13 protein-coding genes and 1 rRNA gene are annotated in these 16,417 nt (G+C 39.4%); 6 read left to right on the forward strand and 8 right to left on the reverse strand.

What is annotated here, in order from left to right; translation table 11 throughout:
* The 8 genes from HNR31_RS05395 to dnaA form a co-directional block, all read right to left on the reverse strand.
* Positions 1-60 (reverse strand): 16S ribosomal RNA (locus HNR31_RS05395); the annotation flags it as partial.
* A 231-nt stretch (positions 61-291) separates the two neighbouring features.
* Entirely contained in the window at positions 292-1,380 is a 1,089-nt protein-coding gene (locus HNR31_RS05400; RefSeq protein ID WP_181555253.1) for an HD-GYP domain-containing protein, read from the reverse strand.
* Between the two features lie 174 nt (positions 1,381-1,554).
* Entirely contained in the window at positions 1,555-4,023 is a 2,469-nt protein-coding gene (gene gyrA / locus HNR31_RS05405; protein ID WP_181555254.1) for a DNA gyrase subunit A, read from the reverse strand.
* Positions 4,024-4,126: 103 nt separating this feature from the next.
* A complete protein-coding gene (gyrB, locus tag HNR31_RS05410; protein ID WP_181555524.1) occupies positions 4,127-6,049 on the reverse strand; it encodes a DNA topoisomerase (ATP-hydrolyzing) subunit B in 1,923 nt (640 codons plus the stop codon).
* A 41-nt stretch (positions 6,050-6,090) separates the two neighbouring features.
* Complete coding sequence (gene recF / locus HNR31_RS05415; protein WP_181555255.1) at positions 6,091-7,206, reverse strand: DNA replication/repair protein RecF; 1,116 nt, start codon at positions 7,204-7,206, stop codon at positions 6,091-6,093.
* A gap of 11 nt (positions 7,207-7,217) precedes the next feature.
* Positions 7,218-7,439: a S4 domain-containing protein YaaA gene (yaaA, locus tag HNR31_RS05420; RefSeq protein WP_181555256.1), complete on the reverse strand. Its 222-nt coding sequence runs from the start codon at positions 7,437-7,439 to the stop codon at positions 7,218-7,220.
* A 111-nt stretch (positions 7,440-7,550) separates the two neighbouring features.
* Entirely contained in the window at positions 7,551-8,687 is a 1,137-nt protein-coding gene (gene dnaN / locus HNR31_RS05425; RefSeq protein WP_181555257.1) for a DNA polymerase III subunit beta, read from the reverse strand.
* 177 nt (positions 8,688-8,864) lie between these two features.
* The gene (gene dnaA / locus HNR31_RS05430) at positions 8,865-10,214 is read right to left on the reverse strand and encodes a chromosomal replication initiator protein DnaA (RefSeq protein ID WP_181555258.1); all 1,350 of its coding nucleotides are present in this window, start codon (positions 10,212-10,214) and stop codon (positions 8,865-8,867) included.
* Positions 10,215-10,722: 508 nt separating this feature from the next.
* Here dnaA and rpmH point away from each other — a divergent pair.
* The 6 genes from rpmH to mnmG all read left to right on the forward strand — a co-directional run bounded on the left by rpmH (position 10,723) and on the right by mnmG (position 16,411).
* On the forward strand, positions 10,723-10,857 hold the full coding sequence (gene rpmH, locus HNR31_RS05435; RefSeq protein WP_003397591.1) for a 50S ribosomal protein L34: 135 nt from the start codon (positions 10,723-10,725) through the stop codon (positions 10,855-10,857).
* A 72-nt stretch (positions 10,858-10,929) separates the two neighbouring features.
* Entirely contained in the window at positions 10,930-11,277 is a 348-nt protein-coding gene (gene rnpA, locus HNR31_RS05440) for a ribonuclease P protein component (RefSeq protein ID WP_181555259.1), read from the forward strand.
* 81 nt (positions 11,278-11,358) lie between these two features.
* Positions 11,359-12,129 carry a YidC family membrane integrase SpoIIIJ gene (gene spoIIIJ, locus HNR31_RS05445; protein WP_181555260.1) on the forward strand — a complete coding sequence of 257 codons (771 nt, stop codon included), beginning with the start codon at positions 11,359-11,361 and terminating at the stop codon, positions 12,127-12,129.
* Complete coding sequence (gene jag / locus HNR31_RS05450) at positions 12,126-12,743, forward strand: RNA-binding cell elongation regulator Jag/EloR (RefSeq protein ID WP_181555261.1); 618 nt, start codon at positions 12,126-12,128, stop codon at positions 12,741-12,743. Before spoIIIJ ends, jag begins: the two co-directional genes overlap by 4 nt.
* Positions 12,744-13,109: 366 nt before the next feature.
* On the forward strand, positions 13,110-14,495 hold the full coding sequence (gene mnmE, locus HNR31_RS05455; protein WP_181555262.1) for a tRNA uridine-5-carboxymethylaminomethyl(34) synthesis GTPase MnmE: 1,386 nt from the start codon (positions 13,110-13,112) through the stop codon (positions 14,493-14,495).
* Positions 14,496-14,521: 26 nt separating this feature from the next.
* Positions 14,522-16,411, forward strand: a complete 1,890-nt coding sequence (mnmG, locus tag HNR31_RS05460) for a tRNA uridine-5-carboxymethylaminomethyl(34) synthesis enzyme MnmG (protein WP_181555263.1) — start codon at positions 14,522-14,524, stop codon at positions 16,409-16,411.
* Positions 16,412-16,417: the final 6 nt, after the last annotated feature.

Below are 16,417 nucleotides of genomic sequence, written 5' to 3' on the forward strand. Positions count from 1 at the left end.
TTGCATGTATTAGGCACGCCGCCAGCGTTCGTCCTGAGCCAGGATCAAACTCTCCATAGAAAGTTAAACAACCTAGCAAATTGACGTGGACGCTTGCGTTTTGTTCAGTTTTCAAGGAACTTCATTAATTAAGCAGCTATTAAATAATAGCAAATTAAAAATTCAATGTCAACATATTTTTTTAAGAAACTATTGCTTTATATCGTTTCAGACATGCTTTATTTTATCTATCTTTTTTCGATTTTGCAAGGATATTTTTTAAAAAGACAATGATTTTTTTCAATCATTGTCTTAATGATCGTAAATGACTTCCTCAATATACATATTTCTCTGTTCGCTTAATGATATAAACTCATTTGTATTTATCGTTTTGACAATTGGACGCGTCGGTTCCTTTCGTTGGATAAAGATAATTTCTGCTATTTCACCGTTCGATAATTTTACTTTTGTTCCAACATTAAATGTTGTAAGACTGTCGAGCAATATTTGAGCAGCTTCCATGCTTACCTTTCCAAAATTGTCTATTTGAATTTGCTCGAGAGCTTTGAAAGGAGATTGTTTTCTTCGGTAAAGACGTTCAGAAATCATCGCATGATAAATATCAGCGACAGCTATGATTTTACTATATGGATGAATCTGTTTTTCATGAATACCAAACGGATAACCAGTTCCATCATTTCTTTCATGATGTTGTAAAACAGCCAGTTTTACTCCTTCTTTCAGCGACGGAATTTTTTGTATCATTTTGTAACCAAAAACGGTATGCTGCTTTATCTCTTTATATTCCTCAGCAGTAAGAGCTGATTTTTTCATAAGGATTTTTTCGCTGATTTTCGCCATTCCACAGTCGCATAAAATTCCTGCAAGGGCAATTTGATAACAATCTCCCTTGCTATAATGTAAGTGTTTCGCTAAAAAACCTGACAATACCCCAACACTAATGGCATGATGATACAAGTATTCTTCTTTTGTTGTATAACGATATAATGTCAGTAGCTCACTTCTATTGTCAATTAATTTATCTAACAATGGAATGATAATGGCTCTTATTTTTCCGATATCGACAGGAGAGCCTGATTGCCAAGTTTGAAATACTTTTTTATATTGCTGAACAGCTTTTAAGTAAAGTGGTACGATCTCTTCTTTCTTTTCATTACTACTATGATGACGTTGTTCAATGATTTCGTTGGGTTTAAATATATCGCCGTTCGCTAACACAGACTCGACATATACGTCTTCAATTAAAAATTTTTCTAGAACTTGTAACAAATTCGCATTTAATACTGTATTTTTTGGCACAATCGTTTTTTTTGTCTTGCCTATTATCTCTTCAGCTAGGATGCATCCTTCTTGTAATTGATTGATTTTTACGCGTATCATCGTTCTCCACCCCCATGTCAAAGCTACACTTTCTTATTTCCTATACTACCATTAAAAGGTACTATAGTTGTAGTTCATTATGACTAATTTGTATTTAAACAATAGAGGGGAGAGACTTTTTAAAGTGTGTAAGAAAAAAGCTGACTCCAAGAGCCTTGGAGTCAGCAAGTCTGCTTAACTTTCTTCATCTTCCTCATTTTCTTTTTCTTCTTTCGGGACTTTAGCGACTGTAGCCACGTATTCATGCTCATTGTCGCCCGATAAACGAATGAGCTTAACACCTTGCGTATTTCTTCCCATTCGCGAAATGTCGCTTACAGCAATACGAATTAAAATCCCACTTGTTGTAATAAGCATAAGGTCTTCTTCACCAGTTACCGTTTTGACGGCAACAACAGTTCCATTTTTCTCAGTAATATTACATGTTTTTAATCCTTTTCCACCACGGCTTTGGATGCGATATTCTGAAGCTGGAGTACGCTTGCCGTAACCATTCTTTGTTACCACTAAAACATCACAATTCTCTTCTAAAATTTCCATTCCAACGACTTCATCATCGTCTTCAAGGGTAATTGCTTTGACTCCTGTCGCGCTTCGTCCCATTGTGCGTACGTCATCCTCCGGGAAACGAATAAGCATTCCATTTTTTGTACCAACAACAATATGTTTAGAGCCGTCAGTCAGCTTTACGGAAATTAACTCATCTCCCTCGCGCAAACTAATAGCAATTAAACCATTGTTACGGATATGCGCAAAAGAAGATAAAGGAGAACGTTTTGCAATTCCCTCTTTTGTTGTAAAGAACAAGAAGGAATTGTCGTCAAATTCATCAATTGTAATAATGGTATTAATCCATTCATCTTTATCAATTTCTAGTAAGTTAATGATCGGGATTCCTTTTGCCGTTCGCCCAAATTCAGGAATTTCATACCCTTTTGCACGGTATACTTTTCCCTTATTTGTGAAAAATAAAATTGTATTATGAGTAGAGGTGATGAGAAGATGTTCAACAAAATCATCTTCGCTTGTATTCATCCCTTGAATGCCTCTGCCACCGCGTTTTTGACTTTTATAAGTGGATACAGGTAAACGTTTAATATATCCCTTATGTGTTAGGGTGACGACAATGTTCTCGCGCGGGATTAAATCTTCATCATCAAATTCCTCTATGCCTCCGCTTACGATTTCTGTTCTCCGTTCATCATTAAATCTCTCTTTAATCTCCGTTAATTCATCGCGAATAATTTGTAGCACTTTTTCTTCATCAGCTAAAATCGCTTTTAATTCGGCAATGAGACGAACTAAATCTTGATATTCTTGCTCGATCTTCTCCCGTTCTAATCCTGTTAGCCGTTGCAGACGCATATCTAAAATCGCTTGAGCTTGTCTTTCAGTAAGTGAAAATTGTTGCATAAGCCCTTCTTTTGCGATTTCAGTCGTTTGAGAATTGCGGATTAAGTTGATCACTTCATCTAGATGGTCAAGGGCAATGCGCAACCCCTCTAAAATATGCGCGCGCGCTTCTGCTTTTTTCAATTCATATGCCGTACGGCGCCGAATAACGATTTTTTGGTGATCTAAGTAATAGTTCAAGCATTGTTTTAAATTTAAAACTTTTGGCTCACCATCGACAAGCGCAAGCATATTAATGCCAAAGCTTGTTTGCAGCGCCGTTTGTTTGTATAGATTATTTAAGATCACTTTGGCATTCGCGTCTTTGCGAACTTCAATGACGATTCTCATGCCGCTACGGTCAGATTCGTCGCGCAAGTCGGTAATGCCATCAATTTTCTTTTCTCGGACAAGTTCAGCAATCCGTTCAATCAATTTCGCTTTGTTGACTTGATAAGGAAGTTCACGGACAATAATCGTCTCTTTTCCGTTTGCCTTTTGCTCGATCTCCACTTTGGCGCGCAAAGTAATGGAGCCGCGCCCTGTTTCATATGCTTTCCGAATCCCACTTCGTCCGATGATTTGTCCAGCCGTTGGAAAATCTGGACCTGGTATAAACTCCATCAACTCAGCAACAGTCATGTCGGGATCTTTGCTCAAAGCCAAAATCGCATCGATCACTTCTCCAAGTTGGTGTGGCGGAATATTCGTCGCCATTCCGACAGCGATACCTGACGAACCGTTCACAAGCAAGTTTGGAAATCGTGATGGCAAAACGGCTGGTTCTTTTTCCGAACCATCGTAGTTATCTTGATAATCAATCGTGTCTTTGTTAATGTCGCGCAACAGCTCCATAGCGATTTTAGACATTCTCGCTTCCGTATAGCGCATCGCAGCTGCCGCGTCACCGTCAATCGATCCGAAGTTCCCGTGTCCATCGACAAGCATATAACGATAGTTAAAATCTTGTGCCATTCGAACCATTGTATCATATACAGCAGCGTCACCGTGCGGATGGTATTTCCCGATGACTTCACCGACAATGCGCGCTGACTTTTTATAAGGCTTGTCCGCTGTCATACCGAGATCGTGCATCGCGTACAAAATACGGCGGTGAACAGGTTTCAACCCATCGCGCACATCAGGTAAGGCACGCGATACAATGACGCTCATCGCATAATCAAGGAATGACGAGCGCATTTCTTGACTAATATTCACTTCTCGAATTCGTGAATGGTATTGTTCTGACATTTTATAAAACCTCCCTTGTTTATTTATTTCGAGAATGGGGGGAGGGTGGTTGGTTAGCACTCTCCAATACATAAGCAAGAAGGATAGATATGAACATCTATCCTTAAATATCCAAATTCTTCACATATCTTGCGTTTTCTTCAATAAACTGTCTTCGCGGCTCGACTTTATCTCCCATTAAAATTTCAAACGTTTCATCTGCTTCAATCGCATCTTGTAAACTTACTTGAAGCAATGTCCGTGTTTCCGGGTTCATCGTGGTTTCCCATAATTGTTCTGGGTTCATTTCCCCGAGACCTTTGTAACGCTGAATCGTTGGTTTCGGATTTTCCGGCAATTCAGCAAGAATTTTTTCTAATTGACGGTCATTATAGGCATATTCGACTCGTTTTCCTTGTTGGATTTTGTAAAGAGGAGGCTGGGCGATATATACGTACCCGCGCTCAATGATTTCACGCATATAACGGTAAAAAAATGTCAATAACAATGTCCGAATATGTGCCCCGTCAACATCAGCATCGGTCATGATAATGATTTTGTGATAGCGCGCTTTTGTGATATCAAAATCTTCTCCGATTCCTGTACCTAAAGCGGTAATAATAGCACGAACTTCGTTGTTTGATAAAATTTTATCTAACCGTGCTTTTTCTACGTTAATAATTTTCCCGCGCAACGGTAAAATTGCTTGGAAATGACGGTCTCTTCCTTGTTTTGCAGACCCGCCTGCCGAATCTCCTTCGACAACATACAATTCACTGATAGAAGGATCTTTTGAAGAGCAATCCGCTAATTTTCCCGGTAAATTAGAAATTTCAAGAGCGCTCTTTCTTCTTGTGAGTTCCCGTGCTTTTTTCGCAGCTAGACGGGCACGGGCAGCCATCATGCCTTTTTCCACGATTTTTTTTGCAACGGTTGGATTTTCGAGTAAAAACGTTTCAAACTGTTCCGAGAAAATCGAATCCGTTACCGCTCTTGCATCACTATTTCCGAGCTTTGTTTTTGTTTGTCCTTCGAATTGAGGAGATGGGTGTTTGACAGAAATAATGGCTGTTAACCCTTCACGAACATCTTCACCAGTTAAATTCGCATCATTTTCTTTAAAAATATGATATTTGCGCGCATAATCGTTGATAATGCGCGTTAATGCCGTTTTAAAACCGGATTCGTGTGTTCCGCCCTCATACGTATGAATATTATTCGCGAAAGAGTAGATATTGCTGCTGTAACTGTCATTATATTGAAGGGCGATTTCGACATAAATGCCATCCCGCTCACCAGAAATATAAATCGGCTCTTCATGAAGCACTTCTCGCGTCCGATTTAAATGTTGAACATACGATTTAATTCCGCCTTCGTAATGATATTCGTTTTTGCGGTTTTCAACTCGCTTATCCTCCAACGTGATTTTAATACCGCGGTTTAAAAACGCAAGTTCGCGTAAACGATTGGCTAGTGTCTCATAGTCATACTCTGTTGTTTCGGTAAAAATTTCTGGATCAGGTTTGAAATGGACGGTAGTACCTGTTCGATCCGTTTCGCCAATGACTTGTAAATCGGCGCAAGGAACACCTCTTTTATATTTCTGATAATGGATTTTCCCTTCCCGATAAACAAATACTTCTAATTCTTGCGACAATGCATTCACGACAGAGGCACCGACACCGTGAAGCCCTCCCGATACTTTATAACCGCCGCCACCAAATTTTCCACCTGCATGAAGGACGGTCATGATGACTTCGACGGCTGGCCGCCCCATCTTTTCTTGAATCCCAACCGGAATACCGCGACCGTTATCAACGACCGTAATGCTGTTATCTTTCTCAATAGTTACATGGATTTCTGTACAATATCCAGCTAATGCTTCGTCAATACTATTATCAACAATCTCCCATACTAAATGATGTAAGCCTTTTGAGCCAGTTGACCCGATATACATTCCCGGCCGTTTACGAACAGCTTCGAGCCCTTCTAGCACTTGAATTTGGCTTGCATCATACGTATGTTCGACTTTTTGCTCCATCGTCATGTTCATCACCTACGCTTTCCTTTAAGAAACAGTCAAGAAGCTTAACGATTAGAAATATGACCAGAACTCACTTTATAAATCGTTGCTTCTTTGATTACATCATGCTCAATTCCATCAATGCTTGTTGTTGTAACAAACGTTTGAACCTTTTGACGAATTGCATCGAGTAGATGAGTTTGTCGAAAATCATCAAGCTCGGAAAGTACATCATCAAGTAAAAGGATGGGGTAGTCGCCGATTTCTGAAAAAATTAATTCAATTTCGGCTAACTTAATAGATAAAGCTGTCGTCCGCTGCTGACCTTGGGAACCGAACGTTTGCACATCTTTTTCGTTTACGTCAAATGATATATCGTCTCGGTGCGGACCAGCGAGCGTCATTCCCCGATCAATTTCTTTCTCCTTGATTGTAACAAACTTCTCACTATATGCTTCTATTATTCTCGACAATTCCATCTTTTCTGATACATTAACAGAAGGATGATATTTGATTTGCAGCTTTTCCAGTCCCCGACTAATTTCGTAATGAATTGGCTCCGCCCACTTTTGTAACAGCTGTAAAAATTCGTGCCGCTTTAATGTGATTTTTGCTGCTAGTTCAATGAGCTGTTGCGTTAATATATCTAGTACCGTTTCGTCGTGCTGCTGTTTTGTCTGTAGCAATTTCAAATAATGGTTTCGCTGTTGCAGTATTTTTTGGTATTGGCTTAAATCGTGCATGTAAACAGGGGAAACTTGTCCAATTTCCATATCGATAAACCGTCGTCTTACTTGTGGACTCCCTTTTACTAAATGTAAATCTTCGGGGGCAAACATAACGACATTGATTTGGCCGATATATTGACTTAATTTTTGTTGTTCAATATGGTTGCTTTTTGCCTTTTTCCCTTTTTTCGAAATAATTAATTCTAATGACAGAGGACCATTTCGCTTTATGGCTCTCCCTTCTATTTTAGCATATTCCTCGTCCCAGCGAATCAACTCTTTGTCGTTTGTTGTACGATGGGACTTCGCCATTGCCAAGACATAAATGGCCTCCATCATATTCGTTTTCCCTTGAGCGTTTTCTCCTAAAATCACATTGATATTGTTAGTGAACTCAATGTCTTCTTGTTTGTAGTTTCGGTAATTTTTCAATGATAAATGTGTTAAAAACAAAGGGACTTCACCTACTCTACTGTCGTTACAACAAACGTACCAAATCCAGCAATGTTTACTATGTCTCCGTTCTTTAATTTTCGACCGCGGCGATCTTCTCTTTCTCCGTTAACGGTCACTTCATTTGTCTGCAAAAACCATTTTGCCATACCGCCTGTCTCAATGGCTTGAATAAGCTTTAAAAATTGACCAAGAGTAATTATTTCTGTTGTAATTTCGACACTTTTTGTCATAGATTCACCGCTCACTTTCCGAAAAACTGTCCATTTTTTTATTTTACTAAAAAACTGGTCGATAGAAAAGAAAGCTGCTAGAATTGCTTCCCCTAGCAGCCTGTTTTCAAACTAATACGTGCGTACTGGTAAAATAAGTTGAAGCATCGAATCATCGTGCAATGGTCGAAGTAAAAATGGACGCATTGCTCCAGTAAAACTAATCTTGATCTCTGTACCATCTAATGCTTTTAACGCATCTATCATATATTTTGCACTAAATGAAATTTTTAATTCCTCTCCTTCAATTGATTCACTTTGAATCTCTTCCGTCACTTTTCCGATTTCAGGAGAGATCGAAGAAATTTCAATCATTCCGTCTTGTAATGTAGTTAATTTGACGACGTTGTTTCTCCCCTCTCTCGCTAATAAAGAAGCGCGGTCAATTACCTGCAAAAATTCTTTTGTATTAACAACCACATCTGTTTTGCTGTCTGTAGGGATAAGACGTGATGTATCTGGATAATTGCCATCAAGAAGTCGTGAGAAAAATAATAAATGTTTGGTTTTAAAAAGAACTTGATTTGCCGTAATGACAATGTCCACCAATTCGTTACTGTCGTCTAAAATTTTGCTTAACTCATTTAAGCTTTTTCCAGGGATGACCACATTATAGGACTGTTCGCTCTCCGTCTCAATTTTTGCTTTTCGTAACGCTAGTCGGTGACTATCTGTTGCAGTACAGATTAACTCTCCATTTTCAACCCGCCAGTTTACACCTGTTAAGATTGGTCTAGTTTCTGAGGTGGAAACTGCAAACACCGTTTGACGAATCATATTTTTTAGTAAATCTGTTGGTAGTTTAAAAACGTTTTCTTCCTCGATTTGCGGGAGACGTGGATATTCTTCGGGATCGAGCCCGTTTAAACTAAACTCTGCCTTTCCGGAACGAATAAAAGTAAGAAATTGAGATTGCACCTCGATTTCTACGGTAGGTTGCGGCAATTTTTTTACAATTTCTGAAAAGAAACGAGCTTGCAAAACAACGCTTCCAGGTTGTACCACGTCAACAATAATTTTTTCTTCCTCTTCTGCTGGGATAAATGACTCAATTGAAATATCGGAATCACTTCCCGTTAACGTCACTCCTTGTTGAGTAGCTACAATTTTTATCCCGGTCAAAATAGGAATCGTTGTTCGTGAAGAAACAGCTTTCATCACGTCTTGCACGCTTTGGACTAACGCGTCTCGCTCAATGACGATTTTCATAATTGAGACCCTCCTGAAGTTAGGAAATATATTTTTTTATAATAATAAAAGAGATAGTAGTAATAGTAATAGTGCTTGTTGATATGTGGACAAGTGAGAAAAACAAATGAAACACAGCCTGTCCACATGTGGATAGACTGTGTGTAATCTATTCTTTGTTATTCACATTATTCGCGATTACTGCTTTAATTTTTCTTGGATTTCTTTTATATGTTTTTGAAGTTGGACATCCGTTTGCAACAACGTCGAGATTTTTTCATGGGCGTGAATGACGGTTGTATGGTCACGTCCTCCAAACTCTTCGCCAATTTTCGGCAGAGAGTAATCCGTAAGCTCCCGCGAAAGGTACATCGCAATTTGTCGAGGGAAAGCTACGGATTTCGTTCTCTTTTTCGCTTTAAAGTCCTCTAGTTTGATATTAAAGTGTTGTCCGACCACCCGTTGAATATCTTGAATCGTAATGACTTTTGGCTTGGCGCTTGGAATAATATCTTTTAATGCTTCGGCAGCTAAATCGGCATTAATCTCTTTGTTAATCAATGAGGAATAAGCAACAACACGAATAAGGGCTCCTTCTAGTTCACGAATATTGGAGTCAATTTGATTGGCGATATATAGCATGACCTCATTTGGGATGTCAAACCCTTCCGCTTTCGCTTTTTTACGAAGGATTGCAATTCTCGTCTCTAAATCAGGGGGAGTGATGTCTGTAATGAGTCCCCATTCAAAGCGTGAGCGGAGGCGATCTTCAAGGGTTGGAATTTCCTTTGGAGGTCTGTCGCTTGAAATGACGATTTGTTTGCTTTCCTCATGTAGCGTGTTGAATGTATGGAAAAATTCTTCTTGTGTTTGTTCTTTTCCAGCTAAAAATTGAATATCATCGATTAATAGGACATCAACATTGCGATATTTATTGCGGAAATCATCTGCACGATTGTCGCGAATGGCGTTGATAAACTCGTTTGTAAATTTTTCAGAAGATAAATAGACAACTTTCGCAGACGGATTATGCTCGATAACATAATGACCGATGGCATGCATTAAATGAGTTTTTCCTAATCCGACACCGCCATAGATAAAAAGAGGGTTATAAGCTTTTGCTGGTGCTTCGGCCACCGCTAAAGAAGCAGCATGGGCAAACCGATTTCCTGATCCAATGACAAACGTGTCGAACGTGTACTTCGGATTGAGCATGTTTTGCGGGAAGTCTGTTTGTTCTTCTTCGGCTTTCCGCTGCTTTTTAGAAGTAGATTGTACGTGTAAATCTTCCTCGTTTTGATTGTGTGGGATGATAAACTTAATGTTTAATTCTTCCCCGGTAATGTCATAGATAGTTTCGGAAATTAAGTGCGCATAACGGGAATCTAGCCAGTCTCTAGCAAATTCGTTTGGCGCGATAATGACAAGCGTGTCGCCCTTTAATGAATGCGCTTTTGTTGATTTTAACCATGTCTCAAAGCTAGGTTTGCTAATTTTTTTTTCAATTTCCGCGAGCGCCTTATTCCATAAATCAGTGATATTTTCCACCCATTGGCCCTCCTTTTAAGAGGATGTTTAAGTTTTGTATAACATTTATACACTTGAATGAATGTTTATAAAAATTCATTTGTGGAAATAACATATAATAAGGAAAAAAAGAGACATTTCGACAAAATCCACGAGGTGTGGATAAACTTTTATACATATGTTTAAAAATATATCCACATTTTATTCACATTCTGTGGATAAAGTAGTTTGTGCACACAATTATCCAGAGTAAAAACAACAATATAATAACAGATAAATCGGTATGTTGCAATGGCTTTTTAAAATTATCCACAATAGCCATAATGTGTGAAAAACAATTATCCACATAGTGAAAAACATGTGAAAAACATGTCGATAAATGCTGTGAATATGTAAAAACGGGTCTTGAAAATTATCCACAGTTATACCGGCATAAAGACACTCCTGGAACGGTTGACATTTTGCTAGATTGTTCACTATAATTAGAAAGACTGCCTGTAACAGTTATTCCTCAGGGAGGTGTCATATAATGAAACGGACATATCAACCTAATAAGCGGAAGCGCAGCAAAGTTCACGGGTTCCGTGCACGTATGAGCACAAAGAATGGACGCAAAGTTCTTGCGCGCCGTCGCCGTAAAGGAAGAAAAGTATTATCTGCATAGGCCACTGAAACTTCAGTGGTCTTTTTTCTAAGTGCTTAATTCTAAGAAGAATGTGGAGTGTTACGCCTTGGGATGAAAAAGAAATATCGGATAAAGAAAAATGAGGAGTTTCAACAAGTATTTGAGCACGGAGTATCGATGGCAAACCGACAATTCGTTGTTTATATGCTTGATCGGCCTGATCAACCTTATTTTCGCATTGGATTGTCAGTCAGCAAAAAGTTGGGAAAAGCGGTCGTAAGAAATCGAATAAAGAGATATATAAGACAATTCTTCTTAGAAATGAAAGACCAGATTACAGAAGGAAAGGATTATGTAATCATCGCCAGAATGCCTACATCTGAAATGAACTATGCGGAAGTGAAAAAAAGTTTGCTTCACGTATTGAGAAAGATAGGGGCATTAAAACAAAATATTTAAACAACCATTTTCTATTGAATGATGATAAAATTACATATGGGAAAATAACGGATTCATTTTGGAATATGTTAGGAGGAAAAAATGGTGAAAAGGCGAATTTGGTTAATGATCGCGCTAGTTGCCTTGCTAGCACTTATATCAGGATGTTCGCAAGTTAATCAGCCAATTACGCCGGAGAGCAAGGGATTTTGGAATCACTATATCGTTTATCCGCTCTCATGGCTTATCACGTACGTGGCAAAACTGTTCGATTCTAATTATGGATTATCTATTATCATTGTAACGATTTTGATTCGTTTACTCATTTTACCATTGATGATTCAGCAGACGAGAAATGCGAAAGCGATGCAGGCATTGCAGCCGGAATTGCAAAAGTTAAGGGAAAAGTACAGCTCGAAAGATATGCAAACACAACAAAAATTACAGCAAGAGACGATGTTGTTGTTTCAGAAGCATGGTGTAAATCCATTAGCTGGCTGCTTCCCGATTTTAATCCAAACCCCGATTTTAATTGGTTTTTACCATGCCATTATGCGAACAAGAGAAATTGCGAACCATAATTTTTTATGGTTTGACCTAGGGGACAAAGACCCGTATTTTATCTTGCCAGTCGTAGCTGGGGTTGCTACATTTATTCAACAAAAAATGATGATGGCAGGAACGGAACAACAAAATCCACAAATGGCGATGATGCTTTGGATGATGCCAATCATGATTATCATTGTTGGAATTAATTTTCCTGCCGCTTTATCGCTTTATTGGGTAGTCGGAAATATTTTCTCGATCGTTCAGACATATTTTATTAAAGGTCCTGATTTAAAGTCTACTCATTCAGGAGGAAAGAAAAAGTGAAAGAAGTAACCGCGACCGCTGCCACTGTTGACGAGGCCGTTCAGTTAGCGTTAAATCAGTTAGGGATTTCGAAAGATCGCGCAGAAGTGACCGTGCTAGATGAGGGGAAAAAAGGCTTTTTAGGACTGTTTAATAAGCCGGCTGTTGTGAAGGTAAAGGTTTTGGTAAATCCGATTGAAGAGGCAGAAACATTTTTGAAAAATATTATTCAAAAAATGGGTGTTGAAGCGTCAGTAGAGAGAATAGAAAGCGAAAAAGAGATTCGATTGATAATATCTGGAGAAAAGATAGGTTTGTTGATTGGAAAGCATGGTCAAACCTTAAATTCTTTACAGTTATTAACTCAGCTTGTTGTCAATCGTTATGCCGAACATTATGTTCCTATTATTGTTGATGCCGAAAATTATCGGGAAAGACGAAAGGAAGCGCTCGTTCAACTGGCGCATAAGTTAGCGGAAAAAGCGATAAAAACAGGACAAGAAGTGAAACTAGAGCCGCTTCCAGCTTATGAACGAAAAATTATTCACGCAGTGCTTTCCGATAATAGAAAAGTGACAACGTTTTCTGTCGGAACAGAACCACATCGATATATAGTTGTAGCTCCCGTGAAATGACGCTTACGGCTTTCGATATATGGCTGTGCTATATTAAGATGTGAAAAGAAAAAGGGGCTATCTCATAGCACATGGGACGGCCTCTTTTTTCTGTTCGTTTATGAAGACGATGCGGCTTCTAACATTTTGGTTAATATTATAATAGAAAAACAAGACAAAAATGGAAAATCAATTCTTTCGAAGAAATGAAATGTAATCGGCGTTACTAGGTTGTAGATAAATCGTTGCTTTATGTTGTTATTCACATGTGGATAAGTTAAAATTGAAATGATTACTTAGAAAGTTGTGGATAGGTTTGTTATTGACGCATATTCTTTTGTTTACAATATAGATATCACGTTTTGGCTAAAGAGAGGTGAGAAAAAGATGGAGTTTGATACGATTGCGGCAATTTCTACACCTATGGGAGAGGGAGCGATCGCGATCGTTCGGTTAAGTGGAGAGGAAGCAATCTCCATTGCTGATCGGATTTTTAAAGGAGTGGGTGGAAAGAAACTCAAAGATGTCCCATCCCATACAATTCATTATGGACATATTATTGACCCTGCGAATGGTCAGACGGTCGAAGAAGTAATGGTAACGGTGATGCGTGCGCCAAAAACGTTTACGAGAGAAGACGTTGTAGAAATTAATTGCCACGGTGGATTGGTGTCTGTCAATCGCGTTTTGCAGCTTACCCTTACCAACGGAGCGCGGTTGGCCGAGCCAGGAGAATTTACAAAGCGCGCGTTTTTAAACGGGCGAATCGATTTGTCCCAAGCAGAAGCGGTCATTGATTTAATTCGTGCCAAAACGGATCGGGCAATGAATGTGGCGTTACAGCAAATGGAAGGACGACTATCAAAAATGATTCGCGAACTGCGGCAGACGATTTTAGAAACGCTTGCTCATGTAGAAGTCAACATTGATTATCCGGAGTACGATGATGTTGAAGAGATGACACATCAACTTCTCATGGAAAAAGCACAATATGTTCGCGGACAAATTGAGCGTCTATTGCAGACCGCACAACAAGGGAAAATTTTACGCGAAGGGCTAGCGACGGTTATTATTGGTCGTCCCAATGTTGGAAAGTCGTCGCTTTTAAATAGTCTTGTTCATGAAAATAAAGCGATTGTTACCGATATTCCGGGAACAACGAGGGACGTGATCGAAGAATATGTGAACGTCCGCGGTGTTCCGTTAAAATTAATTGATACAGCGGGTATTCGGGAAACGGAGGATATTGTCGAACGTATCGGTGTTGAACGTTCGCGCCAAGTATTAAAAGAGGCAGATTTAATTTTACTCGTTTTAAATTTCAACGAAGAGTTGACAAAAGAGGATGAACAGCTTTTTGAAATCGTAAAGGATATGGATGTCATTGTCATTGTCAATAAAACTGATTTGCCGCAAAAAATCAATATGGAACGTGTCAAGGAGCTAGCGAATGGACGCCCGATTGTTACGACATCTCTGCTAAAAGAAAAAGGTATTGAAGATTTAGAAGAGGCGATTGCCGCATTATTTTTCACTGGGAGAGTAGAAGCGAATGATTTAACATACGTTTCGAATTCTCGCCATATTGCTTTGCTGCATCAAGCGAAAAAGGCGATCGAAGATGCAATTTCGGGGATTGAAGCAGGGGTGCCGATAGATCTTGTGCAAATTGATTTAACAAGAGCATGGGAATTGCTAGGGGAAATTATCGGTGATACTGTCCACGAAAGCTTAATTGATCAGCTGTTTTCACAATTTTGTTTAGGAAAATAAGCGGTTAGAAAAGGAGGATCGTTTCAATGGAATATCATGGTGGTTCCTATGATGTGATTGTCGTTGGCGCTGGTCATGCCGGATGTGAAGCAGGATTAGCGGCAGCACGTATCGGAGCAAAAACATTAATGATTACTTTAAATCTTGATATGATTGCATTTATGCCTTGCAACCCGTCCATCGGTGGTCCGGCAAAGGGGATTGTCGTCCGGGAAATTGATGCGTTAGGTGGCGAAATGGCCAAAAATATTGATAAAACTTACATTCAAATGAGAATGCTCAACACGGGAAAAGGGCCAGCTGTAAGGGCGCTGCGGGCTCAAGCGGATAAATTTTTGTATCAGCATGAAATGAAAAAGACGCTCGAAAATCAAGAAAACCTTACATTACTCCAAGGGAAAGTGGAGCGCTTAATTGTCGAAGATGGCGTATGCAAAGGCGTTATCACTCATACAGGAGCTCATTATTATGCGAAAACAGTCGTCATTACGACAGGTACGTTTTTACGCGGTGAAATTATTATTGGAGACATTAAATATTCAAGCGGTCCGAACAATCAACAGCCGTCTATTAAGTTATCGGAGCATTTAGAAGAACTTGGATTTGAACTAGTCCGTTTCAAAACAGGAACACCGCCTCGTGTCAATAGTCATTCCATTGACTACAGCAAAACAGAAATTCAACCGGGGGATGATGTTCCACGGGCGTTCTCGTATGAAACGACCGAATATATTACGGACCAGCTTCCATGCTGGCTTACGTATACGACTGAAGAAACACATCGCATTATTGATGAGAATTTGCACTTATCACCTATGTATTCGGGAATGATTAAAGGTACGGGGCCGCGTTATTGCCCATCTATTGAAGACAAAATCGTTCGTTTTCATGATAAACCGCGTCATCAAATCTTTTTAGAGCCGGAAGGTCGAAATACGGAAGAAGTGTATGTACAAGGATTATCAACGAGCTTGCCGGAACATATTCAGCGACAAATATTGGCGACGATTCCGGGACTTGAAAAAGCTCAACTAATGAGAGCAGGATATGCGATTGAGTATGATGCAATCGTTCCAACCCAACTATGGCCAACTCTCGAAACAAAACTTGTCAAAAACTTATATACAGCCGGACAAATTAACGGCACTTCCGGTTATGAAGAGGCGGCAGGACAAGGAATTATCGCCGGTATTAACGCAGCAAGAAAAGCATTAGGAAAAGACGAACTCATTTTAAGTCGCTCCGATGCTTATATCGGTGTGTTGATCGATGATCTTGTTACGAAAGGAACGAATGAACCATACCGATTGTTAACGTCCCGCGCCGAATATCGTCTGTTGCTTCGACATGACAATGCCGATTTACGTCTTACAGAAATCGGATACAAAATCGGTCTCATTTCCGAAGAGCGCTATCAAAAATTTTTGGCGAAAAAAGCAGCCATTGAAAAAGAGAAAAAGCGTCTTGCTGCGCATATTATTAAACCGACTGCTGAAGTGCAAGAAGTCATTCGCAACGCTGGGGGAAGCGAGTTAAAAGATGGAATTCGTGCTGCTGATTTATTAAAACGCCCAGAGATGACGTATGAACATATTCGAATGCTTGCACCAGCTGACGAAGAAATTCCAGCCGAAGTTGTAGAGCAAGTTGAAATTCAAATTAAGTATGAAGGATATATTGAAAAATCGCTACAACAAGTCGAGCGATTAAAGAAAATGGAAAACAAAAAAATTCCAGAAGATATTGATTACGACGCAATTCATGGTCTTGCGACAGAGGCTCGCCAAAAATTAAAGCAAGTGCGTCCGCTGTCGGTAGCCCAAGCTTCGCGCATTTCTGGAGTAAATCCTGCCGATATTTCGATATTATTAGTGTATTTAGAACAAGGAAGAATTGCGCGAGTGTCGAATGAATAATAAATA

Source organism: Thermaerobacillus caldiproteolyticus (genome assembly GCF_013761245.1).
In the GTDB taxonomy this organism is placed as follows: Bacteria; Bacillota; Bacilli; order Bacillales; family Anoxybacillaceae; genus Thermaerobacillus; species Thermaerobacillus caldiproteolyticus.